This window comes from Friedmanniella luteola (genome assembly GCF_900105065.1).
Classification (GTDB): domain Bacteria; phylum Actinomycetota; class Actinomycetes; order Propionibacteriales; family Propionibacteriaceae; genus Microlunatus; species Microlunatus luteolus.
Genome location: NZ_LT629749.1, coordinates 2920648 through 2946456, shown reverse-complemented (window position 1 = coordinate 2946456; position 25809 = coordinate 2920648). Strand labels below are relative to the sequence as shown.

Genomic DNA, 25809 nt, shown 5'->3' with positions numbered 1-25809 from the left:
TGTGGTTGAGGATGCCCACGAGCGACCGAGGGCCCGGGTTCGGTCTGTCGGGGTGACGGCGTGATGATGACGCTCCGGCTGATCGTGCCGTCGGACCGCACACGGCGAGTGGCCGATCGGCTGGCGGGCGATGCTCGCACGACAAATCTGGTCGTCCTGCCCGGCGGCGGGGTCAGGCCGGCCGGCGATCTCGTCCAGTGCGAGGTGACCCGAGAAGCCGTGTCCGACGTGCTCGGTTGGCTGCGCGGTGAGGGCGTCTACGACGACGGGTCCGTGGTTCTCAGCGACGTCGCGTCAGCGCCCTCGGCGAACGCTCGCGCGACCGAAGCTGCTGCTCCCGGTGCTCCGGACGATGCCATCGTCTGGGACGCCGTCCTCGACAGCGCCTACGGCGAGGTCCGTGGCTCGTGGTCGTTCTACGCCTTCCTCACCCTCGCGACCGCCATCGCTGCCGTCGCCGTCATCACGGACTCCGCCATCCTCGTCGTCGGGGCCATGGTGGTCGGCCCTGAGTTCGGGCTCGTCGCCGCCCTCGCGGTCGGCCTCGTGGGCCGGCGGCGAAGCCTGGTCAGCGGTGCTGCGCTCCTCCTGCTCAAGGGTTTTGCTCACGCCATCGCCGCCACGGTCGTCCTGGCTCTGCTGGCTCGCCTCGTCGGTTGGGTCGACCTGGCCGACGTCACCGGACCACGGCCGCTGACCGGCTTCATCTGGCGGCCCGACAAGTGGTCCGCCGTCGTCGCCGTCCTCGCTGGCTGCGCCGGGGTGCTCTCCCAGACCGCAGGTCGCTCGAACGCCCTCGTTGGTGTCTTCATCTCCGTCACCACGGTCCCGGCTGCCGGCGACATCGCCCTCTCTCTCGCGCTGGGCGCACCAGGACACCTGCTCGGCGCCGCCTCCCAGCTCGGGATCAACCTCTTCGGCATGACGATCGCCGGTGTCCTCACCCTGGTCACCCAGCGGACGTTGTGGACGCTCCGAAGCCGCCCTCAACGCGCCAGGCCGCCGGCTGCTGACTAGGGAGGCGGAGGTCGAGACATCAGTTTGCCCACGCCTACTCAGCCAGCCTGCCGACTCCGAATGCTAAGCACCGCTCACGGAGTGAAGGTTCGGGGGCCCATTTGGTGCCGCAGTAGTGTCGGGTCCGCGAGCCATCAGCGGCTTGTTCGTCCGGATCGGGCTGGGAGGTCAATGGGTCCGTCGCTGGGGCTCGCCGGGGTAGGCGCTCAATGATGCGCCACCGTAGTGCTGAGGCTGGGTGGTCGTCCGGCAGCGGTCCTTGGGTGCGTGCTTCTTCAGGAGCCGGCGGCCCTCGAGCCGGCGGATAGCAGGCCGGCGACTCAGCGTGCGAGGACTGGGTGTGGTTGTCGCTGGCGTGAGTGCAGTGATCGCCTCGACGAGGTCGGCGTGCCGCTGTGCAGTGTGGCTTGAAGGCGCTGTTCGAGGTGCTGTTACCTGGCCGACGGGCCTCTGCGACAGCGTCCCGCCTGGCCGCGGGCTGGCTAGACCGCCCTAAGAGAGAAGCGGTGGATTAAGCACGGGTGGCATGGCGTGCCGAAGAATAGGGGAGAACCGGTTCGACGTTGCACGCCCGGCTACCGCCCAGCTACTTGCGCTTGGGGTAGGGGTCATCCTTGGAATCGCCACCACTGAGCGCCTCCCAGTGGCCGTTGCTGCAGCTCGGGCACGGTGGAAGGTGCTTGGTCGAGGCAACCGAAAGCTTGTAGCCACAGCTGGTGCACTTATAGGTGCCGGAGGAGACGTCACTCCCAGCGGGAACGGGATCTGCCATTCGCTGATCATTCCAGAGACCGCCGGCAGACAACATCCCGCCCTCGTACCACCCTGGTGAAGGGCGCACGCGGTAGTGGACCGTGGTGCGGGACGGACGCAGTGGCCGGCTGTTGTGCGGGACGGACGCAGTGGCCGGCTGTTGTGCGGGACGGATGCAGTGGCCGGCTGTTGTGCGGGACGGATGCAGTGGCCGGCTGTTGTGCGGGACGGACGCAGTAGCCGATCATCGTGAGGGACGCAGTGACCCGTCGGTTTCAGGCCAGCACCTCGCGGAGCTTGGCCGCGAACGCCTCTGGCTGGCCGGGGAAGTCGCCGTCGGCGCTGGCGAAGCCGGCGTGGTGGCTGGGGAAGACGTCTACGTCGCGGCCCAGACGCTGGGCCAGGCCGTGTCCGCCGCGCGCGGCGACCTCCTGGCCGGAGTCCGCACCGACTGCCACGTGCAGACGCTTCCCGAGGGCGGCGAGCGCGGTGTAGTCGGGCACGTAGGCGTTGCAGGCGGGCATGTTGCGCATCAGCGGGTTGGTGCGGTCACCGTCGTCCTTGGCGCTCAGGCCGAAGGCGGCCGGGTCGGGCGCCGGGCGGTCGAGCGAGTCGGCCGCAGCGGCTCGGGTCGACTGGGCCTCCCCGAGCGCTTCGATGACGCGGTGTAGGTCGTCTGCGTGCTGCTCGAGCGTCAGCGGCTGGTCCCGGTCGGATCAGCGAAAGCGACGAGGCGTCATCAACTTCGTATGTCCACCAGTTGTGCGGCACGCACGCAAGCCGACACTGATGCGGGCGCACGCGAACCTGTAATTGTCTGCAATGTCGTCGCGGCTTGCCACGGATGACATTCCCGTCTCTGGCCGGACCTCAGTCGGTACTTCGCTCAATTCTGCCCGGACTGCTTGGGGAGGCGGTGTGGCCCAGCTGACTGCTTAACTGAACCAACCAGGTGCAGCGGTTCAGCGCTGTACCTGTGTGATCCCTTACCCAGGGCGGTCTCGTTTGCCTCGATCGGTGGCACGCGATTTGATTGGCAGCGCTTCAATGGGGCTGCAGGGCCGACGGGTGCGCGCGGTGACCCGATGACGAAGTGGTGGTGCTGGGACTCTTTGGTGCTCGTCGTCACCGCGACGTCGTCCCGAAGTCTGGTATCGGCGACAGCCTGGCCGTCGAATTGGGCAGTTGGTCGATGAAGATGCGAAGTTGTGCGTGCGGGTGTCCCGAGGTGTCGTTGGCTGCGGTGATGAGGTCGGAGGCGAGCCGGTGCAGCTTGATGTTGGTGTGCTGTGACCAGCGCACGAGGAGTGCGAAGGCTGCGTCCGCGTCGACGGCGTAGAACCCGATCAGGACACCCTTGGCCTGCTCGATGGCCGGCAGGTTGGCCAACCGGCGACGCAGCGCCTCGATCTCCTGGCTGAGCTCTGCCACCTCTGGGGCCACTGCGACATCCGTCAGGCTCGTCCCCACGAGTGAGAGATGAGCAGCATCAGTGGGCGGGCCGTTGTGGCGGTCCTTGATGAGTTCGATTTGATTGGTGTGCACGGCTCATGCTCCTTGTCGCGGATGAGACGCCTCGCGCGGCACGCCAGGCGATGCCGCCCACCGAGCCTCCCGCAGGGATCAGCAGACCCGGCGATGCCAGCTTTCGTTCACGCCCTAGCCTCGCCCTATGCAAAACGAGTCACCCTTGCATAGGGACGACCCCAGCGGCGAGACGGCTTCGACCGGCCGCACGCTCAGCATCGGCGAGGTCGGCCTGCTGCTCGGCCTGCCAGCACCGACCATCCGGTCGTGGGAACGTCGCCACGGCTTGTCCACCACCGCCCGCGACGAGCGCGGCCACCGCCGCTACACCGACAATGACGTCGCGGTCCTGCGTCGGATGCGGGACCAGCGCTCGACGGGGATGGCGGTCGGCGCGGCTGCCGCCGTCGCCCAGGCTCCCTCATCCCTTGAGCTGTGCGGGCAGATGCTCGCGGGCACCCACCACTTGGACGGTGACGAGATTAGCGCCGTGCTCGACGTCAGCCTCCGCGCGCACGGCCTGGCAGCCACCCTCGAAGAGGTGCTGCTGCCCGCGATGCGCGAGGTCGGGGTGCAGTGGTCACGCGGTCACTGCGACGTCGCGAACGAGCACCTGGCCACGGCCGCCGTCCTCGCCTGGCTCGCACGACGTGCCCCGGACGCGCCGCCGCCTCTCCCTGGCCGACCCATCGTGCTCAGTGGCGGCCCCCAGGACCAGCACACCATCGGACTCGAGGCCTTCGCCGTGCTGCTCCGGCACCACCGCTTCGACTGCCGCAACCTCGGCGCGCAGACCCCCGCCGCCTCCCTCCGGTTCGCAGTGGAGAGGTCGTCCGCCGCCGGTGTGGTCGTCGCCTCACAGCTGGCCAGGAACCGCCCGGCCGCGGTGGCAGCGCTGAAGGCGGTCAGCGACACCGAAGCGGTCCTCTTCTACGCCGGCGCCGCCTTCCGCAGCGCCCGATCACGACAATCACTGCCCGGGCACCACCTCAGGGGCAGCCTCTCCCACGCCGCCGACCTCATCAGCAGTCACCTCGGCCGGGCGTGAGCGGAGCCCGACGCCGGGGCAGCAATGCCCAGGGTCTCCGGATCGGCCTTTTTCGGGGTTTCCCTCGCGCCGGTGCACGTTGGCTCGGCTGCTTTCCGTCAACTCGTGACCAACGCGGCCGGGTCGTCGAGCCAGGTCCGTCGATCGGCCGGTGCAGCTCCAAGGTCCGGACTCGACCAGCGACGAGACCGCCGTGGAGGGGACGTGCTTGTTGTCGAGCAGGCCTGAACTCTGATGAAGGACTGCACGTCCGGCTACGCGGGGCGCAGTTGCGTGGTCTTGGCGGTTGCTGAGTCAGGGTCAGGCCGGTTGTGTAGCTCGGACCTTGCGTGCTGGGGTAGGCCCGACACCCAGGCGGGTCGATCCCCGCTTTGGCCGCGCCGTTTCTCGATCGCCCCCCGAGGAGGATCGGCGTTGACTTCGCCGGTGAGCGTATCCACAACTCGATCGGCCCGAGCCCACGGTGGCCGATCGCCGGCCGTATCAGAGGGGCAACGACGACTCGGCGGCGTCGGACCGCCTCCAGCGACAGCGGAGCTCGAACGTCCCCAGGGACGAGCATGAATCAGTTGTCGTGCGATATCTGAGTCTGAGTCGGAGTCAGGACTTGGGCCCGATTCTGGGTGGGCGAGGGCCGCGGGAGCGTGTCGACTTGTACTTGCGGGCAGGCTCGGTGGACATAGGTCGTAGCAGGCCTCATTTGTAGGAGAATATCCCCCTCACCAGCGGGTGTGATGCATGGACTTGGCCCGGGAGGATTTTTCCAGGGACCGGCAGCCGCTGGTGCCTGACCAGCGTGCCCGCGGAGCCCACTGATGATCCGCGTCCTGGTTGACGATAATCATCGGTTCTTCCGCGGCTGCATGGTGAGCCTGATCCAGGCAGTGGAGACTCTATCGTGGGGGAGTGTGCCGATCGCGGCCGACGTGGGCCGACGCGTGTTGGCTATCCGCGGCTGGCCTCTGGACGCGGCTGACCTCGCGGTCGCCGTGCGGCAGACTGAGCCCACTCCCGGCGACCTGGAGCGTGCCCTGCTCAAGGGTGAGATGGTCCGCAGCTACGCGTTTCGCGGCGGGAGCTATGCATTCACCCCCGACATCGCCGCGCTGGTGCTCTCGGTCCGCACTGCGACCCGGGTACGGGAGACCCCGCGCTGGCAGCAGCAGGGCGGGTTCGCGCTCAAGGACTGGGACCCACTGCGGGAGACCGTTCGTGATGCGCTCGCGGACGGACCCATGACGCGCAGTGAGCTCTCGGCACGGCTCGCACGCACGCCGCTCGCGCACCTCAGCGCCGCGGCTACCGGGGCAGGAGCCGACAGCTTGTACAAGCCGCTGCACTGGTGGGGTGACATTTGCTTGGCCCGCAGCGAGACGGCCAGTCCACCTTCCGTCTGCTCCGCGACGACCCTGCCTGGCCTGGCCTACTGGACGTCGAGGACGCAGGCCGTGAGTTGGTCACCCGGTACCTCGGCAGCTACGGCCCCGCAACCAGCGCAAACCTCCATTACTGGTTCACCGACGGCCTCGGGGCGCCCCGACGGCGACTCGACAGCTGGCTGAGCGACGTGGCGGACCATGTCACGGTCGACGGCGACGGCGGCGGCGGCGGCGAGGAGTGGTACGTGTTGAACGCCGACCTGGAGGCGCTGCACGCGGCAGAGCTGAGCGTGACCGTCCGACTCCTCCCGCCCTTCGACCCCTGGATCCTCGGTCCCGGTACGGCAGACCCCCGACTCATCGCCCCCGCTCGCCGAGCCCTTTTCTCTCAAGGGGCTAACCCGGTCATCGTCGGCGGAGCGGTCGCGGGGACATGGCGCCTCCGCGCCCGGATGGTCGAGGTGTCCTGCTTCCACGAAGCCGGCGCCCTTCCTGAGGGAAGTTTCGACGCCGAACTCCAGCGCCTGGCAGCGATCTCTGCGAATGGTCTGAGCATCACCTCCTCGACCGCCTAGAGACCCGAAGGTCCAGGTGCTCACTTTCCGGGCGCCGCTCCCGACATCGTGGTTGCCAGCACGGGCGGCCAACCCCTCACCGACCTCGACCGTGACCACTTCGGCATCGACGACGGCGACGGCGACGGCGACGGCGACAGATCTTCGATCACCCACCTCGCGCGGGAGGAACGCAGTACCAGACCGCGACTAGGCGGGGTCTTGGGTGCGCGTGTGGATGCCGACAACGGGTCCTTCTGTGGTCGGGTGGGTGGCAAGGTCGACGAGGCTGGCGGCGACAGCGGGCCCGGGGACGTTGCTGAGGAGGGACGGCATGCGATCGGTGAGTTGGTAGAGATCGGGGCCGTTTGGGGTGATGGTGGGGGCGCAGACAGCCGTCCAGTTCACGGTGGTGGCCGCGACGATCGCGAGGGCGGTCTCGGCGTCGGCGACAGCAGTTCGGTCCATCACGGTGAGGACAAGCCGGTTGAGGTGGGTGCGAGGCGTGTTGCGGTGAGCGGGGCGTCGAATCCCGGCGCCGGTCAAGATGACCAGCCGGTCGCAGCTGTGCTGCTCCATGGCAGCGGTGATGGTGCGCAGGCCGGGGGTGAGGACGGCGCCGGTTCCGCGTCGAAAGGCACCGAGGGTGCTGATGACCGCGTCAGCCCCCGTGACAGCAGAGTTGACGGCGTCACCATCGGCGACGTCGCCAGCGGAGACATGTAGCTGGGGGTGGGGGTCGAACGGGTCGCGGCTGTGGACGAAGGCGTGGACTTGGTGGCCCTGGTCGAGGGCTCGTCGGACAACGAGGGTGCCGACGTTGCCATTAGCGCCGAAGACGGTGATGTTCACCAGCTCAGCCTGAGGGGAGAAGCCTCAGAGGTTGCATCCGGGGTCAGATTCAAAGGGTGATCGCGCCATGCACGGCAAGGGCAGTGCCGACGGTGTGCAGATGCCCCGCCACGCGAGATCCTGGCTGGACCCGCCGAGGTGCTGCTCCGCCGGTCCCGACAGGAGGCGCCGGTTGTTCGGGAGGACGGTCGCGACGGTGAGACCGAGTACTCCCGCTGGGAGCAGTCCAGCAACAGCGACCGTCCATCTCGGCGCCACCAGGAGGTGTAGGGCAACCGCGAGCAGGCAGGAGATGAGCAGCGGGGCCTGAACCTTTTCGGCTCGGGGAATCACAGCCCGGAGGTCTGCCAATGCGGCAACCGGACTCAGCCTCGCCCGCACCGGGTGCTGAACCAACCCGATGTAGAGGCAGACGCCCGAGAATGCGGCAGCTTGCAACTGGGCGATCGCCAGCGTCACATTCCCCAACACACTAGTTTTTCCTCTAGCAACCGGGCAGGCGTCCCTAGCCCAGCGACCCATGCGAACACGCGCAGCGGACCCTCGTGCGGAGCACGGCAGTGTCCGACTTGTGCAGGACACAGCCATTAGGCGACTCTGGTGTGGGACGCACGCAGTGGCTGACCGGTGCTGTCCGGAGGGGGAGCTGGTGTTCAGGCCCGACAGGTTGCAGGTTGGTGGCCGTTGGCCATGCCCGCTCGACGACGCCAACGCCGCCGGCCGACAAGGCTGGTGGTCAGCGGGCGACGCCCTGGGGGGTCGGGTCGTGGTCATCGTCTGCGTCGATAGCGACGCGGACCTGACCGGCCGGGTCAGGAGGCGGGCAGGGGAGCGGCGTGCGGGCGGTGAGCAGGGCGGTGGCGGCGGCGGCGGGGAGGGGGCGGGAGAGCAGGTAGCCCTGGCCGTGGTTGCAGCCGAGGGTGCGCAGCCGGTCGAGTTGAGCGTGGTCCTCGATGCCCTCGGCGGTGACCTCGAGGCCGAGGGCTTGGGCCATGGTGAGCACCGCCTGGACGATCTGGGCGTCGGAGGCGTTCCTGGTTAGGCCGTCGACGAACTCCTTGTCGATCTTGACCACGTCGATGGGGAAACGTTTGAGGTGGCCGAGCGAGGAGTAGCCCTGACCGAAGTCGTCGAGGGCGAACCGGACGCCGTGTGCGGCCAGCCGGCGCATGGTGGCGGCAGCTTTAGCCGGGTCGCCCATCACCGCCGTCTCCGTGATCTCCAGCAGCAGGCTGGCCGGCGGCAGCCCGGTCGTGCGCAGCACCGTCGCGACCTGCTCGACCAGGTCGACCTGCTGGAACTGCCGGGCCGAGACGTTGACGGCGACCTGCAGCGTCGGGTCGCCGAGGGCCAGCTGCCACAGCCGGCCCTGCCGGCAGGCCTCCTCGAGCACCCAGCGGCCCAGCACATTGATCAGCCCTGTCTCCTCCGCCAGCGGGATGAACTGGTCCGGCGGCACCAGGCCGCGCTCGGGGCTCTGCCAGCGGACCAAGGCTTCGAACCCGGTCACCGCGCCCGTCCGGAGGTCGACGACGGGCTGGTAGTGCAGCAGGAACTCTTGGCGGGCGATCGCGGCGCCGAGGGCGGTCTCGTCGCTCATCCGCCGCTGGGCCCGTTCGTTGAGCTCGGGCTCGAAGATCTCCCACCGGCCGCGGCCGCGCTCTTTCGCCCGGTACATGGCCAGGTCGGCGTGGCGCACCATCGTGTCGGGGTCGGCGCGGCCGACGGCGATCCCGAGGCTCGCGCCGACGTGCATCTGACGGCCGTCCACGGTGAGCGGCCGGGCCAGCGCGGCCAGGATGCGGTCGGCGACTTGGACTGCGTCGGCGGCCTCCTCAGTGCGGTCTAGCAATACCACGAACTCGTCGCCGCCCAGCCGGGCGACGCTGTCCTGGGGCCGCAGCTCGTCGCGGATGCGGGTTGCCGCGTGGACCAGCAGCCGGTCGCCGTAGTCGTGCCCGTAGCTGTCGTTCACGGTCTTGAAGCGGTCGAGGTCGACGTAGAGCACCGCCAGCGCGGACGTCGCGGTGTCGGTGCCGAGCTGGGTCTGCGCATGGGCGAGCCGGTCCATGAATAGGATGCGGTTCGGCAGCCCGGTGAGGGCGTCGTGCAGCGCTTGGTGGGTGAGCCGGGCCTCGAGCGCGCGGCGTTCGCTGATGTCGCGGCCGACGGCCGAGAGGTACTCCAGTGCTCCGCCGGGTCCGCGGTGGGTGAGGATCAGCACTGACGCGGGGACGGCGCGCCCGTCGGCGCCGACCAGTTCGGTGTCGACGGACCAGCGGTCGTCCCGCTCGACCGCGGCGGCCCCCTCCCGCACCCAGGCCGCCTGGCCCTCGGCGTCGAGCAGCTCGATGAAGCGCACCGGTGAGGCGACGATGTTCAAGCCGAGACGGTGGGCGGCTGAGCGGTTCAGGTAGAACAGCAGGCCGTCCGGGTGGGCCAGGGCGACGAAGTCGGTCGTCTCGTCCAGCACGGCCTGAGCGCGGCCGAATCCCTGCACGACGGCGTGGAGCTCGTCGGCCGTCCGTGCGGCTTCGGCCTCGGCTGCCTGCCGGTGACCCCGCTCGACGAGGAGCTCGTGCTGGAGCCGGTCGGCGGCAGAGGCGTGCGGGACGGCGGAGGTCAGTGGCTCCGGGATGTCGATGAGGCGACCTTTCCGGTCGGTCGAGCGGTGCGACCCCGAGCCGCAGCAATCGGACGGCACCACCTGCGCAGACGCCGGCCCGACGGCCGTGGAGACAGCATAGGCACTGCGAGCCGGATCCGGGCCGCGGCCGCACCGTTCAGTCGGCTGGCTCTCCTGTTCGGGCCGGCGTTGCGCGGGCACCCGTGGACGCTCCAACGGCTCGCCCTAGGGCTGTTCAGCGCTGCTGGGTCATAGTCCCCCTGCGAGCAGCACGATGATGCCGCTGGGTCGCGGCCGGCGGTGAACTCGAAACGTCTTCATAGGTGGCCACGCGTGGACCTGGTGGCAACCATCTCCGGCGGCCGTCCGCAGGGCTTCGCCGATGTCGTCAACGGAGAAGGCACGCGCTGCATGCCGATCCGTTGGTCTGCCCTCGGACAACTCAGGCCCTGCTCGACGACCTCACCCCCTGCACCCCCAGCGGCTGGTGGCCGCCCTAAACGCCCTCCGAGGAGGCGGACCCTCGTGCGGAGCACGTCAGTGGACAACTCCTATACGGGACGCGTGTGGCGGCTCCTAGTGGGAAACCAAGCCGGGATGCAACGGCTTGGCTGCGGCTCAGCCGACTTCTCCGCCGCTGAGGGCTAGGACTTCGAGGAACTTCAGGTCGAACCAGTTGCCGGGCACCTGTTGTTGGTAATAGTAGGAGCTGACGGCTCGGGCTTGGCAACATGCGAGGGCGTGGTCGGGGTCGATCCCGGCGGCCGCGGCGAACCGGTTGATCCGTCGGACGATGCCCTGGTACAGCCCGGGGCCTTGGTCGATCTCTTCGCGTCGTCCAGCGATCACTGTGAACGTGTCGAAAGCGCCGGTGCCTGACCATCCTTTCGGGTCGATGCTCAGCCACCCATCTCGTGTGCTGCGGAGGATGTTGTCGAAGTGCAGGTCCCCGTGCAGCATCGTCGCCGTGGTGTCGGTGGCGAGCTGCTCGATGGTCTCCTGCGCCTGGTCAATGGCCGCCTGCGGCAGCGCCCACGGTGATGACTCGGTCTGGCGAGTGAGCTCGTCGATCCACGCCGTGGTGGTCTCGGCCAACGCGGTGACACCGGGCAGCGGCTTGACCGCAAGCCGCCTGGCGAGGTCGCCGGCGATCTCTATGGCCTCCTCGACGAGTTCCGGGCGGACGGCGTAGTCGGTCAGGGTTTGCGGGGAAGCTCGTTCGAGGACCAGGACCAGCCGGGTGTCGTCCACCTCGAACAGCTCGACCGATCCGCGACCGCCGAAGGTGGCCAGCCCGAGCGCCTCCCCAAGGTTTCCCGGGTGGGGATACGACACCTTGAGCATCGCCGGTCCTCGTGGGTGATGGATCGGCACGATCAAGGCGACCTGACCATGCTGGGGCGGGCCGTCGATGGCGCAGCGCCACCGGCCGCAAGCGTTGTCGACCAGCGCTGGCAGCCCGTCCAACCAGGCCCGACCCTCAGCTCCCTCGCGCAGCGTCGTGGCCTCCACGAGGCCGGCTGGAACCATCACCGTCACCGCAGCAGCCTACGAAGAGCGCGGCTGAGGCCCGCATAGGTGGCGCCATCAGTGACCGACCCTCGTACGGAGCAAATCAGTGGACAACCCCATGCGGAGCACGTCAGTGACCGACCCTCGTGCGGAGCACGTCAGTGGACAACCCCCATGCGGAGCACGTCAGTGACCGACCCTCGTGCGGAGCACGTCAGTGGACAACCCCCATGCGGAGCACGTCAGTGACCGACCCTCGTGCGGAGCACGTCAGTGGCCGACCCTCGCGCGGGAGGCATGTCAGTGGCCGACCCGCGTGCGGAGCACGGCAGTGCACCCCCAAACGAGTCAACCGGCGAGTCACGCGGTGTTGGGTTGGCGCCTTGCGGTGAAGATTCGGCGCTTGCATGCGCCGCGACGGCCTCGTTCGGTCAGCGCAAGCCCTCAGCAACGTCGAGAGCTGATTGAGGGTCAGCGGTCAAGGCCTTGTTCTGCGGTCGATGGTCCACACTGACAGCATGTGCGCCCCTCCTGCCAAGCGGCCGAACTCGGAGATTGGTCGGCCGACGCTTCTCGGGAGGGTGCTCATCTGGTTCGACGGCGGATCTTGATGTCGATCGAGGGGTTGTTGATCTCGGCGGTTGGCGGCCAGCGGGGGGTCGCGGCGGCGGACCGTCTCTGCCGGGCCTGCGTGAACTTGCTCGCGGTGGACGCGGCGGCGATCTCGTTGGTGTTTGACGGCGTCAGCACCGGCACGCTCGGATCAAGCAGTGAGCTGGCCCGGCAATACGACGAGCTGCAGTTCACCGTCGGTGAGGGGCCTTGCCTGGAGTCGGTGTCCACGCGAGCCCCAGTGCTGGTGTTTGACCTCGCCGCCGACATCGGCACCGGCCGCTGGCCAGGCTATGGGCCAGCGCTGCTCGCTTACGGAATTGTTGGAGTGTTCGCGATGCCGGTTCTGGTGGCCGGGGAGTACGTCGGGGCACTCGACCTCTTCCGGACGAGGACCGCCAGCCTGGAGGGTCAGGACCTTTCGGGTGCACTGGTTGCGGCCGAGCTGGCCGAGATGCCGTTGCTGGACCTGCTGACCGACAACCTGGAAAAGTCGGTGGCTGACCCAAGCACGGCCGCCTGGGCCGAGCTGAACCAGATCGCTCGCGCCGAGGTCAATCAGGCCACCGGCATGCTGGTCGCACAGCTCGATGTCGGGCCCGCGGAGGCGCTGGTCCGACTCCGAGCACATGCGTATGCCACCAACCGGTCCGCCACCGAGGTGGCCCGCGACATACTCGAGCGTCGTCTGCGCCTGGCACCTGACTGAAGCCGTCGGTTCCGCAACCATCCGTGCTCGGCCGAGAGCAACAATGATTGTGACAAGGAGGGCTTATGACCAACGGTGATCGTGAAGCGCGGGTGCTGGGGGCGGTGGTAGCACTCGTCGACAACCTGTTGCACGATTTCGACGTCGTCGACCTGCTCACCGACTTGACCGAACGCTGCGCAGACTTGCTCGACATCTCGTCGGCCGGGCTGCTGCTCGCCGATCCGCGGGGCCAACTGCACCTGATGGCCGCCACCTCCGACCGCACCGTAGGGCTTGAGCTGTTCCAACTGCAGGCCGACGAAGGTCCCTGCTTGGACTGCTACGTTAGCGGAGAGCCGATCTCGATCGCCGACCTTGACACCGAGACAGGCCACTGGCCACGTTTTGTGCCGGCCGCCCGGGAAGCCGGGTTCGCCTCCGTGCACGCCGTACCACTGCGGGCGGCCGGCAGCGTTCTCGGCGCCCTCGGGCTGTTCGGCACCAGTACCGGCGCGTTGAACGACGCTGACCTGCTGGTCGGACGCAGCTTGGCCCACGTGGCCAGCGTGGCCATCGTTCAGGAACGCCCACCCACACCCGAGACCGTGCTACCGCGGCTTCGGAGGGCACTGGCCAGCCGCGTCGTTGTCGAGCAGGCCAAGGGCTTTCTGCGGGAACGCCTCGACACCAGCCTGACCGACGCTTTCACCCTCCTCCGCCAGTATGCGCACCATCATGACGTCCACGTGTCCGAGGTCGCGCGCCGGCTCATGACCCGACCAGACGCCCGGCCCACGATTATCGCCGGCCTACTGGAGCTAGCCGAGGCATCCGGTAACGAAATCCGCCGAACCAGTTGAATTGCGCCTGGACTTTTGCTTGGAACGAGCACGGTGTGTCTGACTTGTATTAACAGCAAGTTTGCTTCGAGAGCGGCGTCTGCGGTCGAGGATGTTGACGGACGCGCTAGCGGGGCGCAGCACCGTCCTCGTCCATCGGATCTGAGATTTCTCAGGGCTCGATCGCCGACAGTCAGCGGCCGTTCAGGTGGCTCGTCCGATTCGGAGGTGGCCGATACCAGGCCGCGTGAGCGGGTTGATGGAACCGTCTCACCACTCCGTACGAGCCCGTGCTGGTTTGCTCACCAGCCCAGTTTGGTGCGGAGCGAGCGGGGCAGGTAGGCATCAAGGGACGCCGCCAGCATGGTCCTGCCGGCTCGGCCAAGCTGAGCGGCGGTAGACATCCGGGCTCGCCTTTAGTCAGCGGGACCTCTTCTGACGAACTACTCGGCTGGGACCAGAGGTTGCCAGCAGAGTGTCTGCCACGTGGGATCTGCCCGCTCAGGGGAGGTCCTTGTGCGGACCTCGGTATGAAGGTTGAGATCCCGATTGTCCCAGTCGGAACCGCCACTCTTCTCGATTCGGCGTGCTGTGCATGCCCATCGCGGGGCTGTCTGAGCGAGGCGCAAACGGTACCTGGATCACTAAGTTGCTGCCGGGTCAAGCTCGGTTGCGGCCTAGGCTGAGATGTGGTTGAGCAAACAGCCCATCCAGCCGCCTCCTAGGCGACGGTTGTTCAGCCCGCAGCCGCCCAGCAGCAGGTCCGCAGGCCTCGGGCGGGTTCTATGCCTAGCGGCTCTACCCGTGTAACGATGACAGGGTGGAGTCGAAGAGTTGGGATGTCGAGGCGGCCGCCGACCCCCCTGGACCAGCGCCTGCGGAAGCGGAGCGTGGCGGCCAGCGCGAGTTGAGGCTGGATGCGGTTGCCGGTAGTCACATGGGGGCGGTCGACGACATGCGGGCTGCGAACCAGCAGTTGCGGGCTGCTGTTGCCAGCAACCGCGTAATTGGAGCGGCGTTGGGCATGGTGATGGAGCGCCTTCATCTTGACCGTGAGGCCGCGCTTGCTCATTTGATCAAGCTATCTCAGAACAGCAACACCAGGCTGGCTGCTGTCGCCGAGCAGATCCTTGCTGCGTCTGAGCAGGACTCGGCGAGGCGAATTGCCTCTTCCTCAGAGTGACTATCGACTTCCAAGAGGTCTAGCTGCGAGTATATATAATTTGAGGTACGGACCGACGACGAAGTTTCGCTTTGCCGCCAGCAGGTGCGCTCCCGAGCGCAAACAACCTACTGAGCAAGTGGTATTCGTATGGCAGTGCTTGATCATCGTGAACTGATCATCTGGCGACGGCTATGGCCGGAGGTGGGCGGTTGGACGACCAGCGTCGTACTTATTGGGCGTCGGCCGAGGGTGTCGACTGTTCGCGACAGCTGAGATAGGTTCTGCTGCGACTCAAAATTCGCCCTATGAAGACAACAAGCTTGACCCGCTGGAGGCACGTCCGCCTAGCTGGCTGTTCATGCCGTGCTTTCGGGGGATGGCGTGGGATTGCAACTCCTCGGAGGAATGAGCGACTCATGGAGGCTGTGTAGCCTAGGAGTCCCGACGTGGCCACTCCCTCTGTCTGGGCTCCGGTACGAGAGCTTCCTGGGTCGTTCATAGAATTTTTGGGCGCGCTCGGACCTCAGTATGCCCCTGATGATTATATTGTTCGTCGGCCTGAGGCGCAGCTCGGATCGCGAGATTGCCGAAGGGTCTTACCAGGTCGACCTCGGCACAAGCACTCGACTTGACGGGGCCCTTCAGCACCCCGCAGGCTGGTATTCCGGGCTGGGTCGGTCGGGGATAGTCGAGCGACAGTATCGCAGTGCACGGCTGGCTTCGAAGCTGCGAACGCTGAAAAGAGGTGGAGGCCAAATGGGGGCCGAGTGGCAAGTCTGGAAGTGAAGTGTATTGAGTGGGACCTCTGGCTTGTTGTGGCCGCCTTTCGGATCGATTTTGTCACGTAGCCGCGGCCTCGGGTGGGGTAGCGATGGGTACGATTTGGGAGATGAAGAACCTGACTGAGGTGTCGGGGTTGCGTAGGCAGGCGACGTTGAGCTGCACCCACACAGCATGGCCGTCGATGTGGACGTAGCGCTTGGTCATTTGGTAGCGGTCACGATGCCCATCGACTACTTCGGCGAGGAGCTCCAGGTCGAGGTTGAGGTCGTCGGGGTGGGTGATGTCTTGGAACGTGCTGGCGAGCAGTTGGTCCTGAGTGCGGCCGGTGATGGCGGCGACGGCGGGGTTCACGGTGAGCCAGCGTCCGTCGGGTCCGACTAAGGCCATTCCGATGGGGGCTGCGGTGAAAGCTTGCTCCAGGGTGTCCTTGGCCTCGGCTAGGGCTGCTTGGAGGTGGCGGCGTTCCGTGATGTCGCGGGTGGTGACGATCACCATGTGGTGAGCAGAATTGGGCGCGAGTGGCTGCGCCGTGTCTTCTACCCAGCGGTAAGTGCCATCAGGGCGGCGGTAGCGGTATTCGACGGCCACTGCGGTCTGGCGATCGTTGGCTGCCTTGCCCCTTTCGAGGATTCGTCGGTCGTCGGGGTGGATGAACTCCGGATGCGGTTGTCCGAGCAGTTGCTCGGGCAACCAGCCGGTGACACTTAATGACGACGGGCTGACCCACCGGTAGCAACCGTCGCTGTCTTGGACGGTGATCAGGTCAGCGACGTTCGCGGCGACGATCTCAGCCGTCAGCGCGTACGACGCCCCCAGGTTCTGTGGTCCGTCCCCGGCCGGTGTATCGGGTTCGGCGCGCTCGAGGCGGAGGATGGACCGGATTGCCGTCAACACGGCGTCGATACCGCTAATGGATTTTGCTGCTTGGCGACGAACAGTCGGATCGGCGTGCTGCATCAAACCGCTGAGGTCCAAGGTGGCACCGAAAAGTGGGTGCATCACTTCACTGGTCATTCTGCTCGCAAGCAGCGCGCGCTCGCGCTGTCCGGCCCGCAGTTCGCTCTGCCGACGCATTTGCGCCTCGGTGTTGACCCGCTCGGTGATGTCGACCATGTGCACCACGACCCCAGCGGTTTTCTCGCCGCTCGAGCGATAGGGCGTGAAGCTGAGTTGGGCGTGTCGCACTCCGCCGTCGGGGTCGAGCAGGGTTCGCTGAAACTGCTGAGGGGCGCCCGACAGCGCAGCCCTCAGGTAGCCTTGATCTGCAACCATCACCCCGTCCGGAGCCAGGTCATCGAGCGCATGGCCGACGAGATCGCCTGGAGCGGTCGCTCCGGCCCACTGGGCGGCTGCCGGGTTAGCCGCGACACAACGCAGGCTGTGGTCGACCAGCAGTACTGCCGCAGGCATGAGATCAAGCCATGGCCCGACCAGTCTTTCGATGCCCTCAGGGGGCGGGTTGGGGTCCGGCGCAGGACGGGCACGCTCGCCCGATCCGTTCGGGCGCGTTGCGCTGGCGTCCACGTAGTTCTCCGGTAGGTCCGCCCCGAGCCTGAACTGGAACGCGACGGTGACGACGAGGGAACCTGTCGGTGGTTCGCGTGAGGCAAGAGTAGCCTGCCGACGAGATGCGAGATCAAGGATCGTCGGTGGTCGACGGGGAAGGTTGGCACGGTGGTCAGTCCGGGCGGGACCGCTGGTTCGGCCGGTTCTTCGTCCCCCGATCAGCAGGCGGCTCCGGGTTGGACCGGTGCTGTCGAGTCGGCTCGGCCGCTGCGCTTCGGCGAGGGTTCCGATTCTGCCGCGGCTTTCCTGCAGATTCGTTTGGACGCCTTGGGCACCATGATGCGCCGGCTACGGGCGACGCAGCTCCTCGACGACCTGGGAGTAGATCAGGTCGCCCTTCAGCTACTCAGGATGCTGGAGGCCACTTTGCCTGGAGTCGCCGCCACTTTCGTACTGGACCGACCTGACGGACAGCAACAACGGTTGAGCACGCTGAGCGATCAGTCTCGCCACCATGACGGACTTGGCGATGCTGGCGCCGATGGGTCCGCCTCGCGGACTGCCGGCTGGTCAGCGATCGGGAGGCACGATCGCTTCATCGCTTCAATGGCGGTGCAGGGCGTGATGTTCGGCGAGCTCACTCTTGATTGGGGGGCGACCATGGCTCCGCCGGCTGCGGACGACCGTTTTGTGGTCGAAGACCTTGCGGCGGAGGCCGAGCTGCTCCTCGCTCAGGGCTGGGTTAACGATCGTAACCGGCGATGGCAGCAATGGATGCGCGCCAGCCGACAGATCACTGCCACCCTCGTCTCCCGCCGACGGCTCTCCCTCACCACCATTACCGAAGTCCTGCTCGCGCTGAACACCGCCGACCTGGTTTGCGTCGTCGTGCCCGCCGACGGGCACGTGCTTCGCGTCGCCGCGGCCAGCTCGAGCAGCCAGCCCGCTCTCGCGGCGAGCCTTCGAGGAACCCAGTTCGACAACACAGTAGAGAGCCTTGCGGGCATGGCACTCCGAACCGGGCGAAGCCACCAACAGGCCGTGTCCCAGCTTCAGCACCCGCACGCCGCCTTGATCCGGCAGCAGGCCGCTCTTGGCCCCTATCTGGTAGTGCCGCTCAGCAGTGATAACCCTCAAGGCGTCCTCACGCTGACGCGCCTCGACGGAGCGCCAGCGTTCACTGCCGAAGAGATTGAACTGACCGAGCTGATCGCTCACCAGGCCGGACTCGCCTGGCAGCTCGGACGCGTCGACGCCGACCAGCACCGCCTTACCACGCTAGAAGACCGTGATCGAATCAGTAGAACCCACAACGACGAGACCCTCCAGCGACTGTTCGCCCTGAACACCACCCTCCACACCCTTGTCGCAGAGACAACGGCGGCTACTACCGCTGCCACCCTCCGTCGAGCAGTGTCCGACATCGACGAGCTCGCCCGCCACCTTCGCCCCACCGTCAAGCCGGCACCCTCGGACGCGACAACTCTCGGGGCTCTGGAGTCCATACTTCAAACCTCTCTTTCTCCCCTCGCGGCCTCTCTGGACTTTCAACCGCAGCTCGTTGTCGACACCACTCAGCCGGCCACCATCCCTAACTCCTTGATCCCGGTGGTTATCTCCGTCGTGTACGACATTGCCCACCAAGCCGCTTCCAACATCGAGGTCGACGCCCTCGAATGCCAAATCTCGATCGTCGACGGGTGGCTCGTCGTTGACAACATCGAGCACGGTACGAACGCCATTGAAGACTGGACCTACCCGCTTCGGGCCGATCTCGAAGAGCGAGCCGAAGAATTCGACGGCCTGTGCACCCTCACCAGCGCCGGCCCCCATCAACGGCGCCTTACTTGGCGTGCACCGTTGGCGTAGCCACGGGAACCACTACTCCAGATCACGGGCTTTTCGTCCATTCACAACCAGCCCGATGGGCAGTTCACGCGGTGAGGACAAAGGAGAGGGCCTCGCCACCAAGTGGCAGGCCGCTCCCGCTCGCAGGGCACAGCCACGGGTGTGTGGTCGACTCCAGGCAGCTAGGACTGCCCTTCGACCTGCATTGAGCAACCCCCGCTGCTGAGGTCAAAGTGGCCGGACGGCAGCTAGCACGGGCGCTCTCCGCTCGGCTGTGGCGCTAGGCTCGCGGCAGGCTGTTCTACCTGGTTGTCGCTCGTGCCAGCCACACTGGTTGGCATGTGTGAACCAGTGCCGGTTCGTCCCGTGGTGCACGTGGTCGTGGTCGACGCCGCCCAACGAGTGCTGCTCTTCCGGACCACCGGTCACAACGAGGTGAGTTGGGTGGTTCCGTTCGGTGACGTCCAGCCTGGAGAGGAACCCACCGCGGCTGCGCGGCGGGCCATCGAGACCGCAACGGGTCAGTCCGTCAGCCACTTGAGCGGACCCATCGCATCCCCTCGGCGGAACCTCGATGAGCTTCCCATCGATTTGTACTTCCTGTGCCGCGCCGAGGCATTCCGTGTCCAGCGAGGTGATCACACCCTGGTTGTCCGCCATGCTGAGTGGTGGTCAATGCGGCAGCTTCCCCCGCTGGCCGAACCCCTACCCCTCGGAGCGCTGGCTGCCCTTGCCAGCCATTCCGCCTGGCGCTCGTGACCCTCCGGTCCGAGCCGCCGACTTCGCTCTGACGCTGCCCGTCAGGAGGGCGCCAACGGGCCGCGCCAGGTTCGGCTCCGCTGGCATCCCTCAGGGAGCAAGCATCGGACAGTTGGGTGGGCCGTCACCTGGGGCGCTGACCCAGTCCTCGGTGTGTGGGTGGACTAAGGTCCTTCTCCGACCATGTTGTCGGACGTCCTGCCGCGCTGATGTGACGCCCTGGAGAATCCCGATCGATCTGGGGTCGGTCGTGGTGGGGTGTGCGCGCCAGCTGACTGGGGTGCCGGACGCGTGCCGCCGTTGGCAGCGCTGTCGGGCAGACTCGGTGCCTGGATCGGGAGCAGGTCGGAGACGGGTGGGTATGACGAGCGGCGACAAGGCAGAGCAGAGCTTCAATTGGAACGTGCGGTCGAACAGGAGGACCTGCAGGCGAGTTCGGCCGGCTTGTCGGGATTGGCGTCGAACTGGCTCCCTCTGACCGCTCTGCTGACCCGGGTCGCGGAGTTGGCCGTCCAGGCGATCCCGGGGGGATGGCGCCGGGCTGGCGCTGCTGGAGGCGTGACTTCCTTTAGTCCCGGCTCCTCCACGGATCCACCGGTCGCACCGGCGACGCCGCTCTCCGTGCCGGACTCGCCGCCATGCTCGTTGGCATCGACACCAGTCGGCAGATTATCGGCGATCCCGTCCTCCTGGACGCCGATCACAAGCAGCTTGTCGCCACTGTTGCCCCACGATCCAGCAGCTCCTCTCCCATCCGAATGCCTGACTGCCGATGACATATGGCTTCTCATCCTGGTGCGTCATCCGGGTTGCTCGGATAGCCACGGTCCCCAAGGGTTGAACCTCTCCTTCACGTCAGGCGCAGTAGGGTTGAGTTAGTCGAGCGGCTGAGCGTCCCGTGCAGCGTCAAGGTGGTGCTACCGCTCGACGAACGCGCTGCGATCCCGCTCCTTGACGACTCGTGAACGGCCGTCGAAGCCCACCTGTCAGCCTCCGGACGCCGGTGATGGAGTTAAGCCCTGTCGTCCAACGCGGCTCGCCCAGCCCGGTCAGGCGATGACGGTGTCCCGCCAGCTGTGGCTCGGCGCGAACCCGAGCAGTCGCTTGGCCTTCGCGTTACCCAGCAGCGTCTCGTGTTCCCCCAGCTCGTGCCGGAGCTCGACACCGGGGAAGACCTCCGCCATCAGCGAGGCGCTGGACCGGCTCATGACGGTGTCGTCGTTCGCGATCACGAAGACCTCGGCGCCGGTGAGGTCGGACACGAGCCCGAGGCGGACGGCCTGAGCGCCGTCGCGAGCGTCGATGTAGCCCCAGAGATTCCACTTGCGAGTCAGCGGGTCGGCGTCGAAGGACGGGAACGACCCGTAGTCGGCCGGCTCCATCACGTTCGAGAAGCGCAGCCCGATCATGGTCAGCTGCGGGTCCCAGCGGCAGAGCTGCTCGGCCATCCGCTCCTCGAGCGCCTTTACCAAGGAGTAGGTCGAGTTCGGCCGCGGCGGGTACTCCTCGTCGACCGGGGCATAGGGCGGCGGCTCGTCGAAGGGCAGCCCGAGCACGGTTTCGCTGGAGGCCCAGACGATCGTCGTGGCGCCGGCCCGGCGGGCTGCAGAGTAGACGTTCCAGCTGCCGTTCATGTTGTTGGCGAAGGTGGCGTGGTCCGGCACGATCCCCGGCGCCGGGATGGCCGCGAGGTGCACCAGGGCGTCCACGTGGTCATACCGCTCCTGCACGCCGAGGAAGGCGTCGAGGACCTGTCCGTAGTCGGTGAGGTCGATCGGGATGTATGTCGCCGCCGCGTTGGCCTTCTCCGCTGGCGGTCGGGCCCGGTCGAAGACCACCACGTCCCAGCCGTGCTCGACGAGCTCATCCACGACCGCCCGTCCGAGCTTGCCCGAACCTCCTGTCACCACCACACGTGCCATACCGCCAACCTATCCCGGTCCCAGCTAGCCGCACCTCGGGCACCAAGCTTGTGGGTTCCCATCGAGCCGTGAGGAAGTGCCGTGCTGGTAGCCGAACGTGTGCGGGACGCATCTAGTAGCCGACCGTTGTGCGGGGCGCACTCAGTAGTCGACCCTCGTGCGGAGCACGTCAGTGGACGACCCTCGTGCGGAGCACGTCAGTGGACGACCCTCGTGCGGAGCACGTCAGTGGACGACCCTCGTGCGGAGCACGTCAGTGGACGACCCTCGTGCGGAGCACGTCAGTGGACGACCCTCGTGCGGAGCACGTCAGTGGACGACCCTCGTGCGGAGCACGTCAGTGGACGACCCTCGTGCGGAGCACGATCAGTGGACGACCCTCGTGCGGAGCACGATCAGTGGACGACCCTCGTGCGGAGCACGATCAGTGGACGACCCTCGTGCGGAGCACGATCAGTGGCCGACCGCTGCGCGGAACAGTGACAACGTCCCGGGCCGAGACGAAGTAGAGCACGATGAGGGTCATGGACCTCGCTGGCGCTGAGTCGAGCCTGCACGAGCGGTTCGAGCTCGCCTGCGCTGCAGCCACCACTGCCGGGCTGCCCGGAACGTTCGGGACGGCGAAAGTCCGCGGCTTGCGTGTGGTGATGACGACCGCCGTTGGCTTGGGCTTTCTGAACTCGATCACGGTATTGGACGAGTCCTCTACGGCCGACCTTTCGCCCGTGCTGGACCACCTTCGAGCCACCGGCATGCCGCCGACCTGCGTGGTGACCGGATCGGTGGCCCCGGAAGTTTCCCGGCTCCTGGCCAGCCTCGGGTTCGTGGCGACGGGGCTCAGGCCGCTCGCTGTCCTGGACCTATCGGCTGACGATGTGGCGCTCACTACCAGCCGGTTGACGGTGACTGAGGTGGTCAGCGCCGCCGAACGGGCGACCTTCTTGGACGTGTTGACCGCCGGATACGCCGCCTCGGAAACCGTCGAGCGCTTCGTCAGGGCGGAGCACTCGATGGGAGCGATTCGCGGATTTCTCGCCTGGGACGGCAGTACGCCGGTAGGCGCCGCCGCGCTGTCCATCCACGGAGAGTGGGTCGTCCTGGGTGGCGCGGCCACCCTCACCCAGCACCGCGGCGCCGGTGTCCAAGCCGAGCTGCTGCGGTATCGGCTGGGGGTGGCCGCTGCGGCGGGGGCCAGGTGCGCTACGGCCACCGCTGCGGCGAATTCACCGAGTGCGCGCAACCTCGTGCGAGCCGGCTTCCGAGTCGTCGAGCGGACTGCGTGGACCCGATTCCTACCGTCAGACCCGCGCACCAGCTAGCTCTTTTCAAGGCGACCCGTCCCTTGGTGGATCAAGCGGCCGACCCTCGTGCGGGACAGGTCAGTGGCCGACCCTCGTGCGGAGCACGTCAGTGGCCGACCGGCCTACGCGCCGCAGGGATTGCTGGCAGTTCCGGCGTCCCGACCCACCCACCCGCGCTACCTTGCTTGCGTGAATCGCGCGCCTCTACCGAGCGCACGTAGCCCTCGAGCCCAGTACCTCGCAGGTGCCCTAGGTGCTCTCTTCTTCATCGTCACCCTTGGTCTCGCAGCGGGCCTACTGCTCTTGTCTACGCTGACGTCGCTCGGGCTAGCCCGAAGCCGCGCTGCGCAATGCCGCATGGACCGGGCTTCCTAGCCGTTCGCGCAGGATCCCCAAGAATGGACGGTCTACCGGTGCGCCGCAAGCGGAAGGCTGACCGAGACGGGGTTAGCGTTCGGCATGGCCGCCAACTCTGAGTCCGCCCGGCTTCGAGAATTGGAGACGCAACGTCTCGCGGCCGTTGTCGCGGGCAACGCCGAGATGCTGGACGAACTCCACGCCTCAAGCTTCGTCCTGTGCACGCCCAGCGGGGACGTCTGGAGCAGGCAGCACTACCTGGACGGGCTGGTCGACGGCACCATCAACTACCTGCGCTTCGCCCCCGTCACGCCGATCGAGGTCATTCCGGACCTTCACCTGGCTGTGCTGCGCTACCGGTCAGAGATCGAGATCAGCGTCGGGGGCGGCACTCCCGGTCACCTCGCGTGCTGGCATCTCGACGTCTACCAGCGCGAGGGCAAAGCTTGGCGCTGCCGGTGGTCCCAAGCGACCGACACCATCACCGACTGAGCCACCAGGGACAGCCTGGGGACTGCCAAAGCCAGACGAGCGGAATCAAGAGGCTGTAGGCCGAGTAGCTGGGTGGAGTGGTTGGCAGCCAGTCGCCGAGCAGCCGCTCCGTAAGCCGACCCTCGTGCGGAGCACGTCAGTGGCCGACCCTCGTGCGGGACGCAGGCACAGGTGGCGCCGGGTGCTCGTTGACGGGCGAGAGTCTGGGGCGCCAAAGTGAGGCATGAGGGTCGCTGCCGTCGGGTACTTGAGATGACGGGTCACCCCGGTCCGCGTGGTTGCAGGACGCTGGCTATGCCACCCTGCGTCGCCGGCGCCGCGATGACCGTCCTCATCGGCGCAGGTATCACCAGCGGCTGTTCCTCCATTCTGTCCGAGGATCACGGTCCGGCTAGTCCTGGGGAGCCGGGCATCTCGTCGTCACCAGCGTCGACACCCTCGGCCGCCGCTACTGCTACCGAGGGACCCGGCAGAGCTACCGCCTACTTCGGCGGAGCCGCACCGGAGGTGCCGGTCGTCGTCACCCTGCCGCCCGGCTGGCGGTCGGAGGACGTGTTCATCTTGAAGTCGGGCTCTGAACCGCGCATCGGTATCGACTTTTTCGACGTGGCCAACATCTACGTCGACGGGTGTCAGTGGAAGTTGCTGGATCCTCCACCTGGGGACGCAGTCGAGGATCTCGTCGCGGCTTACGGGCACCTGCCGGGCTCGGCTGCCGCCCGCGACGTGAGCGTTGACGGCTTCCGAGGTCAGCGCGTGCGCTACAGGGTTCCCGCCTACAACCCGAAGGACTGCAGGGAGGGGAAGTATGGGCTCCTGCAGGAGGACCATCTCGTCGGCGTAGGCGAAGCTCCAAGCCTGTGGGCGCAAAGTCCTAACCGGCACAACGAGGCGTGGATCCTTGACGTTGAGGGCACCCGCCTCGTGATCCTGGCCGGGTACCCACCCAGCATCTCGGCGCAAGACCGTGCCGACATCGAGACGATCATCGGCTCGGTCGAGATCGGCTGACGACTCGCCGCCGCAGCGCTCATCACCACCCTGGACAGACCTCTCGGAGGTGGAGCACCATGCAGGTTGGAGGTGCGCCATGGCCGCGCTATCGCAACAGCGTGTGCCGATGCTGGTCGCCCTCCTGGCTCTCCTCGCCCTCGCGATGCCAGCCTGCACCGTGTCAGGCACCCGTTCTCCTTCGGCGAGATCCAGTCCGGCGCCGTCGACCTCGGCGACCCGCCCTGCGGTCGAGCCGACGTCCAGCACCGTGAAGATCGCGGGCCGGGTCGCAGTGGCCCATCCGCCTCCGAAGATGGCCATCGACCCAGACAACGAGCTCTACACCAGCGACCACGGCACCGTGACCATCACCGACATCGACAAGGCGGAATCGGGAGAGTTTCCACGGGACAGCATCGAGATCGGCGTCGTGTCGGGCGGGCTCGCCGTGGACCCGGCATCCGGTCTGCTCTACGCAGGCACCCAGACCAGCACCGGGCAGGGTGTCGTCGCGGTCGTCAACATCGACCGGCGACTCGACAACCAGACGGGAGCTCCGCGCAAGTTTGAGGTCGTTGACCGAATCCCGCTACGGAGCAGGGGAGTGCCGCACCAGCTGGCGCTGGATCGTGAGGCGCACTCCCTCTTCGTGCTCACCAGCGCGCTCGGCACCGTCGCGGTCATCGACACCCGCAACCGAGAGATCGTGGCCGCCCTCCCGGTCGGCTTCCGCCAGAGTGGTGGCCACGAGGCCGTGGCGCTCGGCGTCGATGTCGACACGCGGGCCGGTACCGCCATCGTCAGCGGGAGCGCACGAAGCTGGATCATCGATACGACCTCACTCACCATGACAGCGGTCGAGACAGGTGGCGGCGGGCCAGTGACCGTCGACTCCACCACCGGGCAAGCCTTCATCCCCAACGAAGGGGATGGCACGGTCACCGTTCTCGACACCACCACCGGTGCCATCAAGAAGACGATCCAAGCCGCCTTCCACAGCGGCACGGGCGCTCTCGCAATCAACCCGGACCTCCAGCTCGCCTACCTGCCCGTCGCGCAGGACGGGATGCTGCTGGTGCTCGACACGAAGACACTCCGACTCGTCAGGAAGATCCCCCCTCCTGTCCACGCACACTCCTGGGGCGAGCTCGCGGTCGACACCACCACCAACTTCCTCTACGCCGCCGACGGCGGAACCGTCACCATCGTCACCAGCATCTAGAGCAAAGTCCTCGACGGTGGGCTTCACACCGTTGTGGGTGACCGTCCCGGT

Annotated in this window: 20 protein-coding genes and 2 pseudogenes; 14 read left to right on the top strand and 8 right to left on the bottom strand. The window is 67.1% G+C overall.

The features are described 5' to 3' along the window. The first annotated feature begins 63 nt into the window (after positions 1-63). Entirely contained in the window at positions 64-1017 is a 954-nt protein-coding gene (locus BLT72_RS13845) for a DUF389 domain-containing protein (RefSeq protein WP_231930641.1), read from the top strand. Between the two features lie 586 nt (positions 1018-1603). On the opposite strand, the gene BLT72_RS23565 is transcribed toward BLT72_RS13845, so the two are convergent. The 3 genes from BLT72_RS23565 to BLT72_RS13830 form a co-directional block, all read right to left on the bottom strand. After that, positions 1604-1789: a zinc ribbon-containing protein gene (locus tag BLT72_RS23565; protein ID WP_091417457.1), complete on the bottom strand. Its 186-nt coding sequence runs from the start codon at positions 1787-1789 to the stop codon at positions 1604-1606. A 256-nt stretch (positions 1790-2045) separates the two neighbouring features. Then, positions 2046-2303 (bottom strand): hypothetical protein, encoded by a 258-nt coding sequence (locus BLT72_RS13835; RefSeq protein ID WP_091413572.1) that lies wholly within the window; start codon positions 2301-2303, stop codon positions 2046-2048. 592 nt (positions 2304-2895) lie between these two features. Then, positions 2896-3315, bottom strand: coding sequence for an ANTAR domain-containing protein (locus BLT72_RS13830; RefSeq protein ID WP_091413570.1), 420 nt, complete (start codon positions 3313-3315; stop codon positions 2896-2898). A gap of 127 nt (positions 3316-3442) precedes the next feature. Here BLT72_RS13830 and BLT72_RS13825 point away from each other — a divergent pair, with 127 nt between their 5' ends. From BLT72_RS13825 to BLT72_RS23090, 3 genes and pseudogenes are all read left to right on the top strand, one after another. After that, positions 3443-4345 (top strand): MerR family transcriptional regulator, encoded by a 903-nt coding sequence (locus BLT72_RS13825; RefSeq protein ID WP_091413568.1) that lies wholly within the window; start codon positions 3443-3445, stop codon positions 4343-4345. A gap of 815 nt (positions 4346-5160) precedes the next feature. Next, a pseudogene (locus BLT72_RS23095) lies at positions 5161-5700 on the top strand (DNA glycosylase AlkZ-like family protein); the annotation flags it as partial. Continuing rightward, positions 5700-6299 carry a DNA glycosylase AlkZ-like family protein gene (locus tag BLT72_RS23090; protein WP_091413564.1) on the top strand — a complete coding sequence of 200 codons (600 nt, stop codon included), beginning with the start codon at positions 5700-5702 and terminating at the stop codon, positions 6297-6299. The pseudogene BLT72_RS23095 and the gene BLT72_RS23090, both read left to right, overlap by 1 nt. A gap of 189 nt (positions 6300-6488) precedes the next feature. Here BLT72_RS23090 and BLT72_RS13810 read toward each other — a convergent pair whose 3' ends face one another. From BLT72_RS13810 to BLT72_RS13800, 3 genes are all read right to left on the bottom strand, one after another. Beyond that, positions 6489-7130: an NAD(P)-dependent oxidoreductase gene (locus BLT72_RS13810; protein ID WP_157720498.1), complete on the bottom strand. Its 642-nt coding sequence runs from the start codon at positions 7128-7130 to the stop codon at positions 6489-6491. Positions 7131-7866: 736 nt separating this feature from the next. Then, entirely contained in the window at positions 7867-9957 is a 2091-nt protein-coding gene (locus tag BLT72_RS13805) for a putative bifunctional diguanylate cyclase/phosphodiesterase (RefSeq protein ID WP_172826073.1), read from the bottom strand. A 417-nt stretch (positions 9958-10374) separates the two neighbouring features. Further along, positions 10375-11286, bottom strand: a complete 912-nt coding sequence (locus BLT72_RS13800) for an aminoglycoside phosphotransferase family protein (RefSeq protein ID WP_231930640.1) — start codon at positions 11284-11286, stop codon at positions 10375-10377. Positions 11287-11878: 592 nt separating this feature from the next. On the opposite strand from BLT72_RS13800, the gene BLT72_RS13795 reads away from it, so the two are divergent. The 3 genes from BLT72_RS13795 (at position 11879) to BLT72_RS13785 (ending at position 14593) form a co-directional block, all read left to right on the top strand. Continuing rightward, on the top strand, positions 11879-12589 hold the full coding sequence (locus BLT72_RS13795; protein ID WP_091413556.1) for a GAF and ANTAR domain-containing protein: 711 nt from the start codon (positions 11879-11881) through the stop codon (positions 12587-12589). A gap of 65 nt (positions 12590-12654) precedes the next feature. Further along, positions 12655-13431: a GAF and ANTAR domain-containing protein gene (locus tag BLT72_RS13790; protein WP_091413554.1), complete on the top strand. Its 777-nt coding sequence runs from the start codon at positions 12655-12657 to the stop codon at positions 13429-13431. A gap of 799 nt (positions 13432-14230) precedes the next feature. Further along, positions 14231-14593 carry an ANTAR domain-containing protein gene (locus tag BLT72_RS13785; protein ID WP_091413553.1) on the top strand — a complete coding sequence of 121 codons (363 nt, stop codon included), beginning with the start codon at positions 14231-14233 and terminating at the stop codon, positions 14591-14593. Between the two features lie 822 nt (positions 14594-15415). Here BLT72_RS13785 and BLT72_RS13780 read toward each other — a convergent pair. After that, positions 15416-16882 (bottom strand): PAS domain S-box protein, encoded by a 1467-nt coding sequence (locus BLT72_RS13780; RefSeq protein ID WP_157720497.1) that lies wholly within the window; start codon positions 16880-16882, stop codon positions 15416-15418. A 150-nt stretch (positions 16883-17032) separates the two neighbouring features. On the opposite strand from BLT72_RS13780, the gene BLT72_RS13775 reads away from it, so the two are divergent. The 3 genes and pseudogenes from BLT72_RS13775 to BLT72_RS23555 all read left to right on the top strand — a co-directional run. Beyond that, on the top strand, positions 17033-18733 hold the full coding sequence (locus BLT72_RS13775) for a GAF domain-containing protein (RefSeq protein WP_091413549.1): 1701 nt from the start codon (positions 17033-17035) through the stop codon (positions 18731-18733). A gap of 318 nt (positions 18734-19051) precedes the next feature. Continuing rightward, on the top strand, positions 19052-19471 hold the full coding sequence (locus BLT72_RS23560) for an NUDIX domain-containing protein (protein ID WP_091413547.1): 420 nt from the start codon (positions 19052-19054) through the stop codon (positions 19469-19471). A gap of 608 nt (positions 19472-20079) precedes the next feature. After that, a pseudogene (locus BLT72_RS23555) lies at positions 20080-20247 on the top strand (hypothetical protein); the annotation flags it as partial. A 273-nt stretch (positions 20248-20520) separates the two neighbouring features. On the opposite strand, the gene BLT72_RS13765 reads toward BLT72_RS23555, so the two are convergent. Continuing rightward, the gene (locus tag BLT72_RS13765) at positions 20521-21393 is read right to left on the bottom strand and encodes an NAD-dependent epimerase/dehydratase family protein (RefSeq protein WP_091413545.1); all 873 of its coding nucleotides are present in this window, start codon (positions 21391-21393) and stop codon (positions 20521-20523) included. 524 nt (positions 21394-21917) lie between these two features. Between BLT72_RS13765 and BLT72_RS13760 the strand changes: the two genes are divergently transcribed. From BLT72_RS13760 to BLT72_RS13745, 4 genes are all read left to right on the top strand, one after another. Further along, a complete protein-coding gene (locus tag BLT72_RS13760) occupies positions 21918-22712 on the top strand; it encodes a GNAT family N-acetyltransferase (protein ID WP_091413543.1) in 795 nt (264 codons plus the stop codon). A 441-nt stretch (positions 22713-23153) separates the two neighbouring features. Beyond that, the gene (locus BLT72_RS13755) at positions 23154-23543 is read left to right on the top strand and encodes a nuclear transport factor 2 family protein (protein ID WP_091413541.1); all 390 of its coding nucleotides are present in this window, start codon (positions 23154-23156) and stop codon (positions 23541-23543) included. A gap of 321 nt (positions 23544-23864) precedes the next feature. Beyond that, positions 23865-24554 carry a hypothetical protein gene (locus BLT72_RS13750; protein ID WP_157720495.1) on the top strand — a complete coding sequence of 230 codons (690 nt, stop codon included), beginning with the start codon at positions 23865-23867 and terminating at the stop codon, positions 24552-24554. A gap of 109 nt (positions 24555-24663) precedes the next feature. Continuing rightward, on the top strand, positions 24664-25758 hold the full coding sequence (locus BLT72_RS13745; RefSeq protein WP_157720494.1) for a YncE family protein: 1095 nt from the start codon (positions 24664-24666) through the stop codon (positions 25756-25758). Positions 25759-25809: the final 51 nt, after the last annotated feature.